General features: G+C 58.3%; 18 protein-coding genes. 12 read left to right on the top strand and 6 right to left on the bottom strand.

What is annotated here, in order from left to right; all coding sequences use genetic code 11:
* Positions 1–37 precede the first annotated feature (37 nt).
* The 8 genes from mutL to BMZ67_RS11805 all read left to right on the top strand — a co-directional run bounded on the left by mutL (position 38) and on the right by BMZ67_RS11805 (position 9,621).
* Positions 38–1,933, top strand: coding sequence for a DNA mismatch repair endonuclease MutL (gene mutL, locus BMZ67_RS11770; protein WP_092022830.1), 1,896 nt, complete (start codon positions 38–40; stop codon positions 1,931–1,933).
* Complete coding sequence (gene miaA, locus BMZ67_RS11775; protein WP_092022832.1) at positions 1,933–2,970, top strand: tRNA (adenosine(37)-N6)-dimethylallyltransferase MiaA; 1,038 nt, start codon at positions 1,933–1,935, stop codon at positions 2,968–2,970. The genes mutL and miaA overlap by 1 nt, the downstream gene beginning before the upstream one ends.
* A gap of 43 nt (positions 2,971–3,013) precedes the next feature.
* On the top strand, positions 3,014–3,265 hold the full coding sequence (gene hfq / locus BMZ67_RS11780) for an RNA chaperone Hfq (protein WP_092022834.1): 252 nt from the start codon (positions 3,014–3,016) through the stop codon (positions 3,263–3,265).
* A 125-nt stretch (positions 3,266–3,390) separates the two neighbouring features.
* The gene (gene hflX / locus BMZ67_RS11785) at positions 3,391–4,701 is read left to right on the top strand and encodes a ribosome rescue GTPase HflX (protein ID WP_092022836.1); all 1,311 of its coding nucleotides are present in this window, start codon (positions 3,391–3,393) and stop codon (positions 4,699–4,701) included.
* 76 nt (positions 4,702–4,777) lie between these two features.
* Positions 4,778–5,977 carry an FtsH protease activity modulator HflK gene (gene hflK, locus BMZ67_RS11790; RefSeq protein ID WP_092022838.1) on the top strand — a complete coding sequence of 400 codons (1,200 nt, stop codon included), beginning with the start codon at positions 4,778–4,780 and terminating at the stop codon, positions 5,975–5,977.
* A gap of 2 nt (positions 5,978–5,979) precedes the next feature.
* Entirely contained in the window at positions 5,980–6,855 is an 876-nt protein-coding gene (gene hflC, locus BMZ67_RS11795) for a protease modulator HflC (RefSeq protein ID WP_092022840.1), read from the top strand.
* Between the two features lie 207 nt (positions 6,856–7,062).
* On the top strand, positions 7,063–8,244 hold the full coding sequence (locus BMZ67_RS11800) for an ATP phosphoribosyltransferase regulatory subunit (RefSeq protein ID WP_092022842.1): 1,182 nt from the start codon (positions 7,063–7,065) through the stop codon (positions 8,242–8,244).
* Between the two features lie 81 nt (positions 8,245–8,325).
* Complete coding sequence (locus tag BMZ67_RS11805; protein ID WP_092022844.1) at positions 8,326–9,621, top strand: adenylosuccinate synthase; 1,296 nt, start codon at positions 8,326–8,328, stop codon at positions 9,619–9,621.
* 61 nt (positions 9,622–9,682) lie between these two features.
* On the opposite strand, the gene cmoB is transcribed toward BMZ67_RS11805, so the two are convergent.
* The 5 genes from cmoB to BMZ67_RS11830 are packed head-to-tail and all read right to left on the bottom strand — an operon-like array spanning position 9,683 to position 13,272.
* A complete protein-coding gene (gene cmoB / locus BMZ67_RS11810; RefSeq protein WP_092022846.1) occupies positions 9,683–10,672 on the bottom strand; it encodes a tRNA 5-methoxyuridine(34)/uridine 5-oxyacetic acid(34) synthase CmoB in 990 nt (329 codons plus the stop codon).
* A complete protein-coding gene (gene cmoA, locus BMZ67_RS11815; protein ID WP_092022848.1) occupies positions 10,669–11,433 on the bottom strand; it encodes a carboxy-S-adenosyl-L-methionine synthase CmoA in 765 nt (254 codons plus the stop codon). Before cmoA ends, cmoB begins: the two co-directional genes overlap by 4 nt.
* Positions 11,430–11,807: a PA3694 family proteiin gene (locus tag BMZ67_RS11820; RefSeq protein WP_092022850.1), complete on the bottom strand. Its 378-nt coding sequence runs from the start codon at positions 11,805–11,807 to the stop codon at positions 11,430–11,432. Before BMZ67_RS11820 ends, cmoA begins: the two co-directional genes overlap by 4 nt.
* A gap of 33 nt (positions 11,808–11,840) precedes the next feature.
* Complete coding sequence (locus BMZ67_RS11825) at positions 11,841–12,839, bottom strand: serine/threonine protein kinase (protein ID WP_092022852.1); 999 nt, start codon at positions 12,837–12,839, stop codon at positions 11,841–11,843.
* Between the two features lie 10 nt (positions 12,840–12,849).
* The gene (locus BMZ67_RS11830) at positions 12,850–13,272 is read right to left on the bottom strand and encodes a hypothetical protein (RefSeq protein WP_092022854.1); all 423 of its coding nucleotides are present in this window, start codon (positions 13,270–13,272) and stop codon (positions 12,850–12,852) included.
* A 150-nt stretch (positions 13,273–13,422) separates the two neighbouring features.
* Here BMZ67_RS11830 and BMZ67_RS11835 point away from each other — a divergent pair, with 150 nt between their 5' ends.
* The gene (locus BMZ67_RS11835) at positions 13,423–14,565 is read left to right on the top strand and encodes an NAD(P)/FAD-dependent oxidoreductase (protein ID WP_175481911.1); all 1,143 of its coding nucleotides are present in this window, start codon (positions 13,423–13,425) and stop codon (positions 14,563–14,565) included.
* Here the strand turns inward: BMZ67_RS11835 and BMZ67_RS18735 are convergent.
* A complete protein-coding gene (locus BMZ67_RS18735; protein ID WP_245749958.1) occupies positions 14,558–15,037 on the bottom strand; it encodes a ComF family protein in 480 nt (159 codons plus the stop codon). The genes BMZ67_RS11835 and BMZ67_RS18735 overlap by 8 nt on opposite strands.
* Before the next feature lie 135 nt (positions 15,038–15,172).
* Between BMZ67_RS18735 and BMZ67_RS18740 the strand changes: the two genes are divergently transcribed.
* From BMZ67_RS18740 to bioF, 3 genes are all read left to right on the top strand, one after another.
* Positions 15,173–15,313 carry a hypothetical protein gene (locus BMZ67_RS18740; RefSeq protein WP_245749959.1) on the top strand — a complete coding sequence of 47 codons (141 nt, stop codon included), beginning with the start codon at positions 15,173–15,175 and terminating at the stop codon, positions 15,311–15,313.
* 74 nt (positions 15,314–15,387) lie between these two features.
* A complete protein-coding gene (gene bioB / locus BMZ67_RS11845) occupies positions 15,388–16,446 on the top strand; it encodes a biotin synthase BioB (RefSeq protein WP_092022858.1) in 1,059 nt (352 codons plus the stop codon).
* A gap of 12 nt (positions 16,447–16,458) precedes the next feature.
* Positions 16,459–17,619 (top strand): 8-amino-7-oxononanoate synthase, encoded by a 1,161-nt coding sequence (gene bioF / locus BMZ67_RS11850; protein ID WP_092022860.1) that lies wholly within the window; start codon positions 16,459–16,461, stop codon positions 17,617–17,619.
* Positions 17,620–17,621: the final 2 nt, after the last annotated feature.

A 17,621-nucleotide genomic window follows, 5' to 3' on the forward strand; every position in this document is an offset into this window, starting at 1 on the left:
CATACACCCGCCGTAATAAGAGAGGCCGCTCCGGACCATGTCTGTGATTAAATTGTTGTCCCCCCGACTCGCCAACCAGATTGCCGCCGGAGAGGTGGTTGAGCGACCGGCCTCGGTCCTGAAAGAGTTGGTGGAGAACGCACTGGACGCGGGCGCGGGCCACATTGACGTGGATGTCGAGCAGGGTGGCGTCAAGCTGATTCGAGTGCGTGACAACGGCTCGGGGATCAGCAAGGAAGACCTGCCCCTGGCATTGAGCCGCCATGCCACCAGCAAGATTGCCAGCCTTGAAGACCTGGAAGCCGTTGGGTCATTGGGGTTTCGTGGCGAGGCCCTGGCCAGTATCAGTTCTGTTTCCCGGTTGGCGCTGACGTCGAGAACGGAGGAGCAGGAAGCAGCCAATAAGGTTGAGGTGGAAGGCCGGGATATGGATGCCAGGCTCTCGCCGGCGGCTCACCCTGTTGGTACTACGGTTGAAGTGCGTGACCTGTTCTTTAATACCCCTGCACGCCGAAAATTTTTGCGCACCGAAAAGACCGAGTTTGGACACCTGGAAGAGTGCCTGCGCCGTCAGGCCCTGGGGCGGTTTGATACCGGTTTTACCCTGCGTCATAACCAGAAAGTGGTTCAGAGCCTGCGTCCTGCGCCTACCCAGCTTGATAAGGAGCGTCGTATTGGCGCACTTTGTGGGCAAAAATTTATCGACAATGCGGTCGTCATTGATGCTGAGGCGACCGGTTTGCGGTTGTGGGGCTGGGTCGCCTTGCCCACCTTTTCCCGCAGCCAGGCTGACCTTCAGTATTTTTTCGTCAACCATCGGGTTATTCGTGACCGCCTGGTCGCCCATGCCGTTCGCCAGGCCTACCGGGATGTGCTGTACAACAACCGCCACCCGGCCTTTGTACTCTATCTGGAAGTGGATCCGGCGACGGTGGATGTGAACGTGCACCCCACCAAGCATGAGGTGAGGTTCCGGGACGGCCGCCTGGTGCATGACTTCATTTTCCGGACACTGCACAAGGCTCTGGCAGATGTGCGTCCGGACGACCACCTGCGTGGGGTAATGGCTCAGTCCCTGGGGCCGGAGCCTGGTGATAGCGCTGATGGAGCAGCCGGTGCAGCGATGCCGCAGGCCGGTGCGGCGGCAAATTCCATGCCTTGGGGGGCGACTTCCCAACCGCCTCAGAAGACGTGGGCGGCCCAGGATCAGATGGCCTTTTACCAGTCGCTCAACCAGGGTGGCGGTGTGACAACCCCGGTTGAGCCGGTAGAGCCTGTTCAGCCGATAACCGGTGATGCCATGGCGCGACCAGCCGTCGCCCCAACGCCGCCGGCTAACGAAGGTGCGGAGCCGCCATTGGGCTACGCTATTGCCCAGCTGCACGGTATTTACATCCTGGCCCAGACCCGGCAGGGCATGGTGGTGGTTGATATGCATGCCGCGCATGAGCGCATCACCTATGAACGCATGAAACTGGCCCTGGACGCTGAGGACCTGAAAAGTCAGCCGTTGTTGGTGCCATTGTCGATGGCTGTCAGCCAGAAGGAAGCCGGGCTGGCCGAAAGTCATGGCGACGACCTCCAGAAGCTCGGCTTGTTGATTGAGCGAATTGGCCCCGAAACCATTGCGGTTCGTCAGGTGCCCACGTTGCTTCGTCATGCCGACACGGAGCAACTGGTGCGCGACGTGCTTGCTGACCTGATCGAAAATGGCCAGAGTGATCGTGTCGAGGCAGTTATCCATGAGCTTCTGGGAACGATGGCCTGTCACGGCTCGGTGCGGGCTAACCGGCAACTGACGATTCCCGAAATGAACGCGTTGCTGCGGGATATGGAGGCAACCGAGCGTAGTGGTCAATGTAACCACGGACGGCCGACCTGGACACTGGTCACGTTGTCGGAACTCGATAAGCTGTTCCTGAGGGGGCGGTGATGGCCAGCAACGCTGATCACCCAGAATCGTCAGCCCTGCCGCCAGCCATCTTTTTGATGGGGCCGACGGCATCCGGTAAAACGGATCTTGCCATGGCGCTTTGCCAGAAGCTGCCCTGCGACATCATCAGCGTGGATTCCGCGCTGATCTATCGAGATATGGATATCGGCACCGCCAAACCGACCGCCGAGGAGCTGGCACAGGCACCGCATCGGTTGATTGATATCTGTGATCCCGCTGAAAGCTATTCAGCGGCGGATTTTCGCCGGGATGCACTGCGGGAAATGGCTGATATTACAGCTAAAGGTCGTATTCCTCTTTTGGTCGGCGGCACTATGATGTACTTCAAGGCGCTCCTTCATGGAATGTCTGACCTGCCGTCAGCGGACCCTGAGCTGCGGAGGAAGCTGGAGCAGGAGGCAGAACAGCATGGCTGGCCGGCCCTGCACGACGAATTGGCCCGGCTTGACCCCATTGCTGCGGAGTTGATTCACCCAAACAATCGCCAGCGTTTGCTGAGGGCGCTGGAAGTGATTCGGTTGAGTGGTCAGCCAATTTCAACCCTTTGGCGGGCTGAAGTGGAAAAAACGGGCCAAAATCACGGGCAGGGTGCGAATTACCCCTATTTCACGCAGTGGCAGGCAGACGAATCGACATCACTGCCGTATACTGTGACCCAACTTGCGATTGCTCCTTCCGAACGACGCGTGCTCCATGAACGGATCCAGAGCCGCTTTCTCAAAATGCTGGAAGAAGGGTTTCTTGATGAGGTCCGGGCTCTGATGGCTCGGGGTGACTTGTCCACAGACATGCCTTCCATGCGGTGTGTCGGTTATCGGCAGGCTTGGTCTTATCTGGCCGATGACGGTGATAAGCAGGAAATGATTGCAAAGGCGGTAGCAGCGACGCGGCAGCTGGCCAAACGGCAGATGACCTGGTTAAGGAGATGGCCGGATGTGCACTGGCTCGACTCAGAATCCGCACAAAACGTTGATGCTGCCTTGAAAATTATCGGGTTACGCACCACATTTAACTGAATTAATGACGATCTGAATTACCTCAATAACAGGAGAAAATAACATGTCAAAAGGGCACTCTCTACAAGACCCTTACTTGAACGCACTGCGCAAGGAACGTATTCCGGTATCCATCTTTCTGGTCAATGGAATCAAGCTGCAGGGCCAGATCGAATCGTTTGACCAGTTTGTTATTTTGCTGAAGAACACCGTAAGCCAGATGGTGTACAAGCACGCTATTTCTACGGTTGTACCGGCTCGTAATGTGCGGATCCCGCAACAGAACCCGGCAGGTGAAGGCGAAGCGGAAGGCTGATCACATAGCTCCGCTTGCCTGGCCCCTGTGCCAATTTTCACCCGCTCTTCCTGATGCCGTAAGTCACGGTTTCGGGGGAGCGGGTGTTTGCATTTATATGACTTGAAAACGGGAGTTGATAGCCATTGTTTGAGCGTCCTGATGTCGGTGAACGGGCGGTCCTGGTTCATATCGATTTTTCTTCCCACAACGAAGGTGAGGACCTGGGGGAGTTTGCTGACCTTGTGAGTTCTGCCGGGGTGGAAGCGGTTGCCACCGTGACCGGGTCACGCAACCAGCCCAGTTCCCGGTTGTTCGTAGGTGAAGGCAAGCTGGAAGAGATCCGGCAGGCCATCCAGCTCTATGAGTCGGATGTTGTGCTGTTTAACCATGCGCTGAGTCCCAGTCAGGAGCGTAACCTGGAGCGGGAGCTGAAATGCCGGGTGCTGGATCGTACCGGGGTGATACTCGATATTTTTGCTCAGCGTGCGCGGACTCATGAAGGAAAGCTGCAGGTGGAACTGGCCCAGCTTGAGCACATGTCGACCCGGCTTGTGCGGGGGTGGACACACCTTGAGCGGCAAAAAGGCGGTATCGGCTTACGAGGGCCCGGTGAGACCCAGCTTGAAACCGATCGCCGGCTGTTGCGGGAGCGCATCAAATCGATTCACCGCCGCCTGGCCAAAGTCCGAAAACAGCGGGATCAGGGGCGTCGAGCCCGGCAACGGGCGGATATCCCGACGGTTTCTCTGGTTGGGTACACCAACGCTGGCAAATCCACCCTGTTCAACCGGCTCACGACTTCGACGGTGTATGCCGCCAACCAGCTTTTCGCCACCCTCGACCCGACTTTGCGGAGGCTGGAAATGCCGGATATCGGCACAGTGGTGTTTGCCGATACCGTTGGTTTTATCCGTCACCTGCCTCACAAGCTGGTGGAGGCCTTCAGGGCAACCCTGGAGGAAACAACCGACGCCACCTTGCTTCTGCATGTGATTGACTGCAGTGATGAGCGTCGTGACGACAATATTGATCAGGTTGAGCAGGTGTTGGTGGAAATCGGTGCGGATGAGGTACCGGTTTTGCAGGTGTTCAACAAAATAGACCTGCTTGAGGACTTTCAGCCCAGGATCGACCGTAACGAAGACGGTGTTCCGGTGCGGGTTTGGGTCTCGGCAGTCACCGGCGCGGGTATCGAAGATCTTCAGGACGCGGTGGTCGAGCGTTTGGCTGAAGATGTGATCCACCAGTTTGTGGTGCTGGAGCCTGCGGATGGTAAGTTTCGTTCATCGCTGCACCAGGCCGGTGCGGTGATATCCGAGCGGCATCTCGATAGCGGTGAAACCCTGGTGGAAGTTCGCCTTCAGGAGCGGGACTGGCTACAGTTGCTTAGGCGGGCGGGAAAACAGCCGGCGGCTATTCGCTATGCCGAACAAGGGGATATGGGGGCGGTGTAATCTGTTGGCTATTGCCGTCGCGTGTATAACCCCCTAGTATTTGCAGCCATTAGAGCAGAATGGAACGGAGAGGAATATGGCCTGGAACGAACCGGGTGGAAATCGGAACGACAACGACCCTTGGGGATCTGGAGGTCGTCGTGGTGGTGATGATCAGGGACCGCCAGATCTTGATGAGGCGCTGAAAAAAGGGCTTGATCGTTTGAACAAGCTGCTTGGCGGTAAAGGCGGAAAGTCCGGAGGCGGTTCAAGCGAATCCTCTGGTGGCGGTAGCGGTTTCGGTGCTGTGTTCGCGCTGGTGGGTATCCTGCTGGTGGGTTACATCGTGTTCCAGTCGTTCTACACCGTTGACGAACAGGAGCGAGCGGTTGTCCTGCGCTTCGGGGAATACCACAAGACCGAAGAGCCAGGGTTGCGCTTTAAGGTACCGTTGATTGACGACGTCACCAAGGTGCGTTTTACCAACGTTCGTAATGCCGAATCTCGTGGCCAGATGCTGACTCAGGATGAAAACCTGGTAACCGTCGAGCTGCAGGTACAGTACCGCGTAATCAGCGCCCGAGACTATGTCCTCAACGTGCGTAATTCAAACCAGGCACTGGCATTTGCCACTGACAGCGCGCTGCGCCATGAAGTGGGCAGCTCTATGCTGGATGACGTGCTGACTGAAGGTCGTGCGGAACTGGCCGTTCGGGTTGAACAGCGTCTGCAGCGGTTCCTGGAAGAGTACGGCACTGGTCTGCAAATTGTCCGGGTGAACGTTGAAAGCACCCAGCCGCCAGCGCCGGTGCAGGATTCGTTCCGTGAGGTCCAGCGGGCTCGTGAAGATGAACAGCGTTTGAAGGAAGAAGCCGAGACCTACCGCAACAAGGTGGTTCCAGAGGCTCGTGGTCAGGCTCAGCGTATGGTGGAGGAGGCCTCGGCCTACCGTGCTGAGGTTATCGAACGGGCTCGCGGTGAAACATCGCGCTTCCTGGCTATGCTGAACGTCTACCAGCAGGCTCCGGGCGTGACCCGCGAGCGTATGTATCTGCAAGCGCTTGAGACCGTCATGTCCAGCACCAGCAAGATTCTGGTGGACACCGAGGGTGGTAATAACATGATGTACCTGCCGTTGGATCAGCTGGTGAACCGCTCAGCAGGCGCGACCCGCAGCGACAGCGGCCTGGGCAGTACCCCGTCGTCGATGACTGAAAGTGATATCCGCTCCCTGACCGATCGTGTCATGCAGGAACTTCAGGATCGTCAGTCCAGTAACGTCCGGAGAGGGAGATAATCATGGGACCTAAAGGTATTGTGGGTCTTGCAGGCACCCTCATCGTTGTCCTGCTGGTGTTGTCGAGCGTCTATATCATTCCGGAAACCCATCGGGGCGTTTTGCTGCGCTTTGGCGAGTTGATCGAGACCGATATCAAGGCAGGTATCCACTTCAAGGTACCGGTGGTAGACCAGGTGCGGCGTTTCGATGTGCGGGTTCTGACTAATGACCTGCCATCCAAGCAGTATCTGACCATCGAGAAAAAGCCGTTGGATGTGGATTCCTACATCGCCTGGCGTATCAGTGATGTGGATGAGTTCTACCGGGCCACCGGCGGAGATGAACTGCGGGCACAGTCCCTGCTGTCATCACGGGTCGATAACGGGCTGCGGGATGAATTCGGTGTCCGCACCATGCACGAGGTGGTGTCGGGTCAGCGGGATGAGCTGATGCACATCCTCCGTGACCGGGTGAACGAAACGTCCATTGCCGAATTTGGTATCGAGGTGTTGGATATCCGGGTCAAGGCCATTGAATTCCCGGGGCAGGTCAGTGATAACGTGTATCGCCGGATGGCGACTGAACGTGAAAAACTGGCTCAGGAGTTCCGTTCGCGAGGCCGTGAGGCCGCCGAAGGTATCCGTGCCGATGCAGACCGCCAGCGTACGGTAATTCTCGCAGAAGCTTTCGCAAAGGCTGAAGAACTGCGTGGTGAGGGTGATGGTGAAGCGGCATCCATTTATGCTGATGCCTACAGCTCCAACGAAGACTTTTACAGCTTCTACCGGAGTCTGGAGGCCTACCAGAAGACCTTCTCCAACCAGCAAGACCTGATGGTTATTGATGCGGATAGCGAGTTCCTTCGTTTCCTGAAGGACCCGCTGGGCGCAAATTAATCTGGACGGAAGCTTCGGAAACCGGAATGTCCTCGGCATTCCGGTTTTTTTGTGTCGGCTAACGGTGTAAAATTCGGCCGGTTTGGAAGCGTGTAATGGCTTCTGGGTCGCCGCTGGTTTTTGTTCCGCTTCGGGCCTGGCCCTCAATTCTTTGAAATCCTGGTTGCTATCGATGTTGGCCGGGATAAAGACGGACACTAGAAACACATGACAGTATCTGATCGCTGGTTGCTTCCAGATGGCGTGGAAGACATTCTTCCGCCGCTGGCTGGTCGCATTGAATCACTCCGCCGTGATGTGATGGACACCTGCCAACGCTGGGGCTATCAGCTGGTAATCCCCCCCCTGATTGAATACTTGGAGTCTCTGTTCACCGGAACGGGACATGACCTTGAGTTGCAGACCTTCAAGCTGACCGACCAGCTCACCGGTCGAATGATGGGCGTTCGTGCAGACATGACCCCTCAGGCCGCACGTATTGACGCTCACACCCTGCGTCAAGACGGTGTGACCCGGCTGTGTTACGCCGGCCATGTGCTTAACACCCGTCCCCAACATATGTTGACCGGTCGTACTCCGATCCAGGCGGGATGTGAGCTGTTTGGCAGTCAGTCCGAATCTGCCGACCTTGAAGTGATCAGCCTGATGCTGGAAACCCTGCGGGTGGCTGGCTTGCCTCGGGTTCATCTGGATCTTGCCCATGTTGCCATCTATCAGTCGCTGATTGCCGAAGCGGGTTTTGACGCCGAGACCGAAGCGACCATTTTTGATGCGATGCAACGTAAGTCGGTGCCGGAGCTGAATGAGCTGCTGGGAGACTGTCCGACCGACAGCGCTGGTGGTCAGTTGCGTGGTCTGGTGGCGGTCAGTGGTGGTGTTGATGCCCTGGCGCAGGCGAGGGAGATCCTCAAGGATGCGTCGGAGACGGTCACCAGGGCACTGGATCAGCTGGCCCGGGTTGCCGATATGCTGAGCCGGGACTTCCCGGAAGTCGGCTTGGGCTTCGATTTTTGCGAGTTACGCGGTTACAACTATCACACTGGCCTGGTCTTTGCCGCATACGCGCCGGGGCACGGTGACGCGGTGGCCAAGGGCGGTCGCTATGACGCCATCGGTGGTGATTTCGGCCGTGCTCGCCCCGCTACCGGTTTTAGTCTGGATGTGCGGGCGCTGGTTGCCCTGGGCGAGCGAGCCACACACCGGGTCGGAGCGATATGGGCACCGGTCAGTGATGATCCAGCCCTGGCAGGTGTTGTTGCCGGGCTGAGGCTGACCGAGACGGTCGTTCAGGCACTTCCTGAAGAGGCTGAGGTTGATCCCGCTATCAGGGGGTGTGACCGGGCGTTGGTCAAGCGCGATGGCCAGTGGGTTGTGGAGCCGCTGTCGTAGGCGTTCAGGCTGTTTTGTTGCCGAATACACATATTTTATCGTTGTCACACCGGCTGGTTGCCGGAACGTCGAGAGAGAGTCATGGGCAAAAACGTTGTAGTGCTGGGCACCCAATGGGGTGATGAAGGAAAAGGCAAAATTGTTGATTTGCTCACCGAAGAAGTTGCAGCGGTGGTGCGTTTCCAGGGTGGGCATAACGCCGGACACACACTGGTCATCGAAGGTAAGAAAACGGCGCTTCACCTGATTCCGTCAGGAATTTTGCGTGAAAACGTCAACTGCCTGATCGGCAATGGCGTTGTCCTGTCCGCGGAGGCGTTGCTCAAGGAAGTGCGCGAACTCGAAGAGCGTGGCGTGGCCGTGCGTGACCGTCTCAAGATCAGCCTTGCTTGCCCGCTGATCCTGCCGACTCATATTCGCATCGACCAGGCCCGCGAGCGAGCCCGTGGGAATGACAAGATCGGCACCACGGGTCGTGGCATCGGTCCGGCCTACGAAGATAAAGTGTCGCGTCGTGGTCTGCGAGTGGGCGACCTGCTGGATTCAGTCGCGTTTGAGGCGAAGCTGCGTGACATCATGGCTTACCACAACTTCGTACTGACCGAGTATTTCAAAGAAGAAGCTGTGGATGTCGATCAGGCGCTGGCGGACCTGCTGGCCATGGGTAAGGAAATTATCCCAATGGCGGCGGATGTGACTGACCTGCTGCACGACTACCGCAAAAAAGGCGAGCATATCCTGTTCGAAGGTGCCCAGGGTTCCCTGCTGGACATCGACCTTGGAACCTACCCGTTCGTAACCTCTTCCAACACCACGGCTGGTGGTACCGCGACTGGTTCCGGTTTCGGCCCGATGTACCTGGATTATGTGCTGGGAATTACCAAAGCCTACACCACCCGTGTTGGCTCTGGTCCGTTCCCGACCGAGCTGTTCGATGAGGTAGGTGAGCACCTCGCGGTGAAAGGCAATGAAGTGGGCACCACGACCGGCCGTGGTCGTCGTTGTGGCTGGTTTGATGCCGTCGCGCTGCGTCACGCGATCCAGATCAACAGTGTGTCCGGCATCTGCCTGACCAAGCTGGATGTGCTGGACGGTCTGGAAACTGTAAAGGTCTGCGTGGGTTACCGCACGCCAAACGGAGAAATCCAGCGTCCGCCCATTGGCTGTGATAGCTACGGTGACATTGAGCCAATCTTTGAAGAACTGCCGGGCTGGACCGAAAGCACGTTTGGTCTGACCACCATGGAGCAGTTGCCGGAGAACGCCAAGGCGTATATCCGCTTCCTGGAAGAGCAGATTGAGGCGCCGATTGATATCATTTCCACCGGCCCTGATCGGGTGGAAACCATTATCATGCGTCATCCGTTCGGGCAGTAGTAATACCGAGCGTCAAAGCACAAAAAAAAGCCAGCGTATGCTGGCTTTTTTTGTGCTCGATTCAGGGCTTTTCCGCGATGACCGTGGCTCGCTTGGGGCCGGGGTAGCCTTCGATAGTCTTACTGGGGTCGTCCGGATCGAGGAAATCAGCCAGCGACTGGAACCGCATCCAGTCTGTACTTCGTTGCTCATCGGTTGTGGTGTCTGTCACATCGACCACTCGGGCATTGCGGTAACCGGCTCGATCAAGCCAGCGCAGCAGGGTGTCGCAACTGGGCAGGAACCAGACATTGCGCATTTGTCCGTATCGGTCCTCTGGCATCAGGCTGTAACCTTCCGGGCCATCCACCACCAGGGTCTCCAGAACCAGTTCGCCGCCCCGGCGAAGGGTGTCCTTGAGTTCAAGCAGGTGATCCAGGGGCGAGCGCCGATGGTACAGGACCCCCATTGAAAAGGTGGTGTCGAAGCATTCGAGCCGCTCTGGTAGGTCTTCCATGCGCACAGGTAGCAGGTCCACGGGCACCTGGCCTAGATAGCGCTTTACGCTGAGGAATTGGAACAAGAAGAGTAGCCCGGGATCTATGCCGACCACTCGCCGGGCGCCCTCGCCAAGCATGCGCCAGCAGTGGTAGCCCGAGCCACAGCCAACATCAAGGATCTGGCGACCGTTAAGATCTGATACGTAGGGCGCAACCCGGTCCCATTTCCAGTCTGAACGCCACTCGGTGTCGATCGCCACGCCGAAGAAGTCAAAGGGGCCTTTACGCCAGGGCATAAGCCCTCGAAGGGCTGCTTCTGCCTGTTCACGGGAGCCATCGTCCATGCCGGGCGAGGTCAGTGTAATAGCGGAACGATCCAGTTCTGCGGTGACGTCGGCAAGCTCCGGTAGTTGCTGCCAGGCGGCTTGCCAGCGTTGAATGTCGCCGTGAGGGTTGGTGTCGAAGCGTGCGGCCAGTTGCTGGTTCAGCACGTCGACCCAGCCCTCCAGGCCTTGTGCTTCCAGGTTTTGGAGCAGCGGGCGATAGCAATCTTGCCAATCAAAGGTGCTCATGCCTGGCTCCCTGCGGATTTGATCGCCAGCAACGAGACGAAGTTGAAGCACTGGTACCACAGTATGACCTGGTCGAAACCGGAATGTATCAGCCTTTCCCGGTGTTGCTGGAGGGTTTCCGGTATCAATACCCGCTCAATGGCGGCGCGCTTCTGGCTGATCTCTAGATCGCTATAGCCGTTAGCGCGTTTGAATTCATGGTGAAGACGGGTTTGGGTGTCCTGCTCGAGAGCTGACTCAAAGCGGATCTTTTCCGATAGGATTAATACGCCTCCGGGGCGGGTCGCGCTGGCAATCCGGGTTAGCAGCTCCTCGCGTCGTTCGGGCGCTACAAACTGCAGGGTGAAGTTGAGTGTGGTGACCGAGGCATTGCTGAACCGTGAGTCGAGAATGTCTTCGCAACGGAGGGTGACTGGCAATGGATGGTCATCAAGGGCGACGTAATGCTCACAGCGCTCCAGCATATCCGCAGAGTTATCGATGCCGGTTAGGGTGACGTCGTCGTAGCGAATACCGTGGCGCATGGCCAGTGTTGACGCGCCCAGTGAACAGCCCAGGTCGTAGCAGTTGCTCCCGGGCTGGACGTACTGATCGGTAATGACCTCAATCATCGGAATGATGGTGGTGTACCCGGGCACGGACCTGCGGATCATGTCTGGAAATACACGGGCGACCGATGCATCAAAGCGAAAATCCGTGTGGGGTTGCTCGTGAGCAAACAGGCGATCGGTAAGTTGTTCGCGCTGCTTTTTCTCGGTCATTGCGGGCTCTCCGGCGCTGCTGGCTGGGCATTGCTCGTAGCTGGGGAAACATACGTGTGGATGTCTCCGCAGCGAACACCCCGGCTCTTGTAGTCCAGAAGGATGGCGCGGAAGGCTGCGTCCACGTCGGAGGCAATGGCCAGGTAGCCCTGTTCGCAGACTGCATGAAGTTCAGAGGATTTGGGGGACATCCGTACGTCCTCGCCATCCGGCGACAGGTGGATGGCGGTAAAGGTGCCCAGTTCCGCGTCCTCCTTGTTCTCGTTATGGAGAAGGCGGCCATTCACCTCCAGCGTAATGACCGTGACCACAATGGTGGCCACCACAGCGATGATCAGTGTACGGATGCTATAACGGGCCTCGGGTTGGCTCATGGTGGGGACTCCTGGTGATAAAGGGGAAAGGGTTCAATATTGACCGGGGATGCTGAGCGGTGGCGCCTGCAGGGCGGCCAGTTGCTCCCGCAGGGCAAGAATCTGGTCTGACCAGTATCTGGGCTGTTCGAACCAGGGGAAATAGCGGGGGAACGCGGGGTCATCCCAGCGTCTTGCCAGCCAGGCGCTGTGGGCAATTTGCCGGTAGCAGCGCAAAGGTTCAATCAGGAAGCGTTCGCGGCGATCAAAGTCGCGGAACATTTCGTAGCCTTCCAGCAGTTCAGCGAACTGTGCGCCCTGGTCATTGTCCTCGCCATTCAGCAGGAGCCAGAGGTCCTGGACTGCCGGTCCAGTGCGGCAGTCATCAAGGTCAACGAACAGCATCTGTTCATCCCTCACCAGAATATTACCGGCGTGGCAGTCGCCATGAAGGCGGAGGGTAGAAACCGGGCCAGCCTCGTCAATACGGCGGGCGCAGTGATCAATCAGGTCGGGAATCAGGCTGTCCCAGGCTGGGCGCAGATCCTGCGGAATCCAGCCATTGTCGGTCAGGTAGCGGCTGAACTCGGTGATGCCGGGTAAGATGGCCAGCGTCGGGCGATCATCAAAGGGCTTTTGGGCGCCAACATTGTGAAGCTGCCCCAACCACTGGCCCAATCGGTAGAGGGTGTCTGTGGTGCTGGTATCCGGGGCTTGTCCACCTCGTTGCGGGAACAGGGCGTAGAAAAAGTCGCCATGACGGGCCAGGGTGTCTCCTGACGGCATGGCCAGTGGTGCCACCACTGGAATATCGGCTTTCACCAGTTCCTGTGAGAAAGCGTGCTCCTCACGGATCTGAGCTTCGCTCCAGCGGCCTGGACGGTAAAACTTGGCGATGATGGACGGACCATCTTCGATGCCAATCTGGTAGACGCGGTTCTCGTAGCTGTTGAGGGCAAACAGTCGTCCGTTGACGACATAGCCTTCGGCTTCGACAGCATCCAGAATACTGTCCGGGGTCAGGTGGTCATACGGGTGGGTGTTGTCGGTCATGGCCCCTCGATCAGTGGCGTCGATTTCCGTTGGTTTGCATGGCGGTCAGGTGATACCAGTTGCTGTCCAGTTCCCAGCGAACTCTGGTGATGTCGGGAGACTGTAGAACAACGTCACCAGCCTTGGCCTGGACCCTTGCAAGCTCGCGCTCGGCACGTTGCCAGTCACGATGGTTGTCGCTCAGATTGCGCATGCTGGGGAAAATGGTGATCAAGGCTTCCCGGGTACCCACATTCTGTGAGCGCAGCGAACTCATGACGGCTGTCTGACCTTCCACCCGAAGTACCCGGTGCTGGTAGGGGTAACTGCCGACCGTTTCGTCCTCTTTCAGGGTCTGGTTCAGGGTAATGACTTCAACACCCCGCCAGCCCAGCCAGCCGACGAATATGGCGGCGACAATCATTACAATGATGAACTGCTTCCTGTCAGACATGGCTTCCTGGCTCCCTGCGCCTGCGCGGTTTTATCCGGCGCTAAGTATATCCTGTTCACCCGGCGAACACGAAGGCAAAAGCCAGGAGTGGATTTCACTAACCGGTCGCGTTTGCCATACTTGCCGGCGAACCCTTTGGGAGTGAGTTGGGTGAAGACACTGGGAAACCCGGATTTGGGAAAACAGACGCTGGAAAGACTGTCCGTTGACACGGTGGTGATCGGTGCCGGAGTTGTCGGGCTGGCGGTAGCCCGGGCGTTGGCGCTTCTCGGGCACGAGGTCTTCGTGCTTGAGGCTGGCGACCGCTTTGGTGAAGGGTTGTCCTCCCGAAACAGCGAAGTGATCCATGCAGGCATCTATTACCCGAAAGACTCCTTGAAGGCGCACCTGTGCGTCCAGGGGCGGCAGCGGCTCTATGAGTACTGCGACCAGCGGAAGGTGCCTTATCGCAAGTGTGGAAAGTGGATTGTTGGGGTGGGGAGCGATCAGTCAGGCGAGCTGGAAGCGATCCGTAAGCGGGCAGAAGCCAATGGGGTGGAGCTTGGCTTTGTCGAGGCCGAGGCTCTCCATCGTCGGTTGCCCGGCCTGCGTGTATCCGCGGCGCTGTATTCGGCCGAAACCGGAATCATCGACAGTCACCAGCTGATGCTTTGCCTACTGGCGGACCTTGAGGCTATGGCCGGCCAGCTTATCTGCCAAGCCCCGGTTGTTGCGGCGCAGAGCGACAACGGTACCCATCTGTTAACGGTTGGGGGGGCGGCGCCCTGCCAGGTTGAGGCCCGACATGTCGTCAATGCTGCTGGGCTAGGCGCGGTGCCGCTTGCTGGGCGCTGGGAGGGCTACCCTCAGATCTTGTGCCCCACGCAGTACTTCGCCCGGGGTGTTTACTTCAGCTATAACGGTGCTCACCCGTTCAATGAGCTGATTTACCCACTGCCGGAGCCGGGCGGGTTAGGTATCCACCTCACGCTCGACCTGGCCGGTCAGGCACGCTTTGGGCCAGATGTGGAGTGGATCGAGCGCCCGGATTTCACCGTTGACCCCCGGCGGGCGGCGATGTTTGCTCAGTCCGTTAAGGCATGGTGGCCGGGCCTGAGGCCGGACCGGCTGCAGCCGGCTTACGCGGGGGTCCGGCCAAAGCTGTCCGGCCCAGGCGAGGCTGCAGCGGATTTTGATATCCAGAGCCCGTTTCATCATGGCGTACCGGGGTTGGTTCACCTGTTTGGTATTGAGTCGCCCGGGCTGACCTCCTGCCTTTCGTTGGCCGACTATGTTGCAGCCTGCATCAGTTAGGGGTGCGGGCGAGCACCCAGATCTGAATATCGCTGGCACCCGCCGAACGTAGCTCCCTGGCAAGAATGCGGGCCGTTGCCCCAGTGGTCATGACGTCGTCGATGATGGCGACCTTGGCCGGCAGTCGCCGGTTAACCCGCACAACCCCCTTGAGGTTATCCATTCGTTGACGTCGGTTGAGGCCGGATTGCCGTGGTGCCACACGGACTCGTTCCAAGGTGGTTGACGACCAGGGAATACCCAGGCGCTTGCTGAGTTGTTCCGCAATGTCATCGGCCTGGTTGAAGCCGCGCTGGCGCCGTCGTTTTTTATGCATCGGGCTGGGGATCAACAGGTCGGGGCGATGTTCGGGCGAGGATTCCAGATGGCTGGCCAGATGATCTCCGAATAGGTTGATCAAAGGGTGGCCGAACGCCAGTTGCCGACGGTATTTGTAGTGGCCAATCATGCGGTTCAGCGGGAACTGGTACACCCAGGGGGCAACGACCCCGGTGAATGAGGGAGGGTCTGACTGGCAAGTACCGCACAGAAGCGACTCTGGATGGCGCCCGTGTGCTTTGGGTGGTGCTGCTATTGGTGCGATTGGTGGAGTGAGGGGAAGGGCGCATTGGCGGCAGCGATGTATGTTTTCTGCGAGTTGTTGCTGGCACTGGGGGCAGAGGCCAGCGTGGTTGCCTGCGGCCAGGCAGGCTACGCAGGTCTGGTGAACCTGGAGTTTGCTGTTAACCTTTCGTTTAATTTGGGTTGACAGCGATAAAAGTCCCTTTATCATTTGCTCAATCCGTAAACCCTGGAAAGACGCAAAGTTAACAGGACCTGCACATGACCGCCACTGCGATTCGCCACGACTGGACCGTTCAGGAAGTTCGAGCACTGCTGGAACTGCCGTTCAATGACTTGATCTTCAAGGCGCAGACCGTGCACCGGGAGCACTTCGATCCCAATGAAGTGCAGGTCAGCACCTTGCTGTCGATCAAGACCGGTGCCTGCCCGGAGGACTGCAAGTATTGTCCCCAGAGTGGCCATTACAACACCGGACTCGAGAAAGAAAAGCTGCTTGAGATCGAGCGGGTGGTGGCAGAAGCGAAGGCGGCCCGTGAAAAAGGCGCATCCCGGTTCTGTATGGGAGCCGCCTGGCGCAGCCCCGCTAAGAAAGATATGCCGTACGTTCTCGATATGGTTCGTCAGGTCAAGTCCCTGGGGCTGGAAACCTGCATGACCCTCGGTATGTTGAAGGAAGAGCAGGCGCAAGAGCTGGCCGATGCCGGCCTTGACTACTACAACCATAACCTCGATACCTCCGAAAAATACTACAACCACATCATTACCACCCGTACCTACCAGGATCGTCTGGACACTCTGGATAACGTCCGCAAGGCCGGTATGAAAGTGTGTTGTGGCGGCATCATGGGTATGGGCGAAGATCTGGATGACCGCGCAGGGTTGCTGGTCCAGCTGGCGAACCTGCCTCAGCACCCGGAAAGCGTGCCAGTGAACATGCTGGTCAAGGTTGAGGGTACTCCGTTGGATCAGGTCGATGATCTGGACCCATTCGATTTCATTCGGACCATCGCGGTTGCCCGTATCATCATGCCGGAATCTCATGTGCGCCTGTCTGCGGGCCGAGAAAACATGAATGAGCAGATGCAGGCGATGTGTTTCCTGGCTGGCGCCAACTCGATCTTCTATGGGGAAAAACTGCTCACCACCGCGAACCCTGAAGCAGACCGTGACCGTGAACTGTTCCGCCGCTTGGGTATTCGCCCGGAACAGCGTGAGCAGAGCCATACCGAGGAAGAGCAGGTGGAGGCACTGACGGATGCCGTTGAGTACGAACGCACTCGCCATATGTTCTATGACGCGACCCGCGAGTCCGCTTGAGGCCTGTACGTTTTGCGCGACTTTGCTGCGGAACTTGAGGCAAGAAAGGACGCGGGGCTCTACCGGCGCCGGAGACTGGTCAGTGGGCCGCAACAGCCGAATCTGACGACAGACGGTAACGCGGTCCTGGCATTTTGCAGCAACGACTACCTGGGGCTGGCAAACGACCCCGTGGTCGCTGAGGCGCTGCACCAGGCCCTGCCGGAAACCGGTGTTGGTGGCGGGGCATCCCATCTGGTCTGCGGTCACCACGACGAGCATCACCTTCTGGAACAGGCACTGGCGGACCTGACAAAGCGGTCCGCCGCCCTGTTCTTTTCAACCGGCTACATGGCCAACCTGGGCGTGATCACAGCGTTGGCGGGCCGCGGTGACACCATCTTTTCAGACCGCCTGAACCATGCTTCCATTATCGACGGTTGCCAGCTGAGCCGGGCCAAGGTGCGACGTTACCCCCATGCCGATGTGGCCGCGCTTGCGGAACTGCTCGCAACGACCTCCGGGCATAAGCTGGTGGTTACCGATGGGGTGTTCAGCATGGATGGCGACATAGCCCCCCTGGCTGAGATGGCTCGTCTGTGTCGGGAACACGACGCCCTCCTGGTGGTCGATGATGCCCACGGACTTGGCGTGCTGGGGGAACAGGGTGCTGGAACCCTGGAACAGCTGGGCCTGTCGGAGGATGACGTGCCGATCCTGATTGGTACGCTGGGCAAGGCCGTCGGAACCAGTGGCGCCTTCGTTGCCGGTCCGGCGCTGCTGATGGACTACCTGGTACAGAAAGCCCGAACCTACATTTATACCACCGCCATGCCTCCTGCGATGGCGCGGGCTACCCGCGCTGCCCTGGCACTGGTTCGCTCCGAGCCACAGCGTCGGGCCCATTTGCAGCACCTCATTGGTCGTTTTCGTGCCGAAGCCCAGGCTTTGGGTTACCGCTTAATGCCGTCAGAAACCCCGATCCAGCCGATCGAGGTGGGAGATAACTGGGCAGCGCTGGAACTGAGCCGGGAGCTGGAGGCACGAGGTTTGCTGGTTACCGCGATCCGTCCACCAACGGTCCCTGAAGGTGAAGCGCGGTTGCGGGTGACTTTCAGTGCCGCCCACACCGACGCCGACCTGGATCGTTTGTTGGCCGGGCTGGCGGATTGCCGATGTTTTTACCCGGGGTAATA

This window comes from Marinobacter zhejiangensis (assembly GCF_900114775.1).
Classification (GTDB): domain Bacteria; phylum Pseudomonadota; class Gammaproteobacteria; order Pseudomonadales; family Oleiphilaceae; genus Marinobacter; species Marinobacter zhejiangensis.

Bases quoted from the DNA above. Each gene is read 5' to 3' on its own strand.
- mutL (WP_092022830.1), top strand. From the start codon at position 38: ATGTCTGTGATTAAATTGTTGTCCCCCCGACTCGCCAACCAGATTGCC.
- miaA (WP_092022832.1), top strand. From the start codon at position 1,933: ATGGCCAGCAACGCTGATCACCCAGAATCGTCAGCCCTGCCGCCAGCC.
- hfq (WP_092022834.1), top strand. From the start codon at position 3,014: ATGTCAAAAGGGCACTCTCTACAAGACCCTTACTTGAACGCACTGCGC.
- hflK (WP_092022838.1), top strand. From the start codon at position 4,778: ATGGCCTGGAACGAACCGGGTGGAAATCGGAACGACAACGACCCTTGG.
- hflC (WP_092022840.1), top strand. From the start codon at position 5,980: ATGGGACCTAAAGGTATTGTGGGTCTTGCAGGCACCCTCATCGTTGTC.
- BMZ67_RS11800 (WP_092022842.1), top strand. From the start codon at position 7,063: ATGACAGTATCTGATCGCTGGTTGCTTCCAGATGGCGTGGAAGACATT.
- BMZ67_RS11805 (WP_092022844.1), top strand. From the start codon at position 8,326: ATGGGCAAAAACGTTGTAGTGCTGGGCACCCAATGGGGTGATGAAGGA.
- cmoB (WP_092022846.1), bottom strand. From the start codon at position 10,672: ATGAGCACCTTTGATTGGCAAGATTGCTATCGCCCGCTGCTCCAAAAC.
- cmoA (WP_092022848.1), bottom strand. From the start codon at position 11,433: ATGACCGAGAAAAAGCAGCGCGAACAACTTACCGATCGCCTGTTTGCT.
- BMZ67_RS11820 (WP_092022850.1), bottom strand. From the start codon at position 11,807: ATGAGCCAACCCGAGGCCCGTTATAGCATCCGTACACTGATCATCGCT.
- BMZ67_RS11825 (WP_092022852.1), bottom strand. From the start codon at position 12,839: ATGACCGACAACACCCACCCGTATGACCACCTGACCCCGGACAGTATT.
- BMZ67_RS11830 (WP_092022854.1), bottom strand. From the start codon at position 13,272: ATGTCTGACAGGAAGCAGTTCATCATTGTAATGATTGTCGCCGCCATA.
- bioB (WP_092022858.1), top strand. From the start codon at position 15,388: ATGACCGCCACTGCGATTCGCCACGACTGGACCGTTCAGGAAGTTCGA.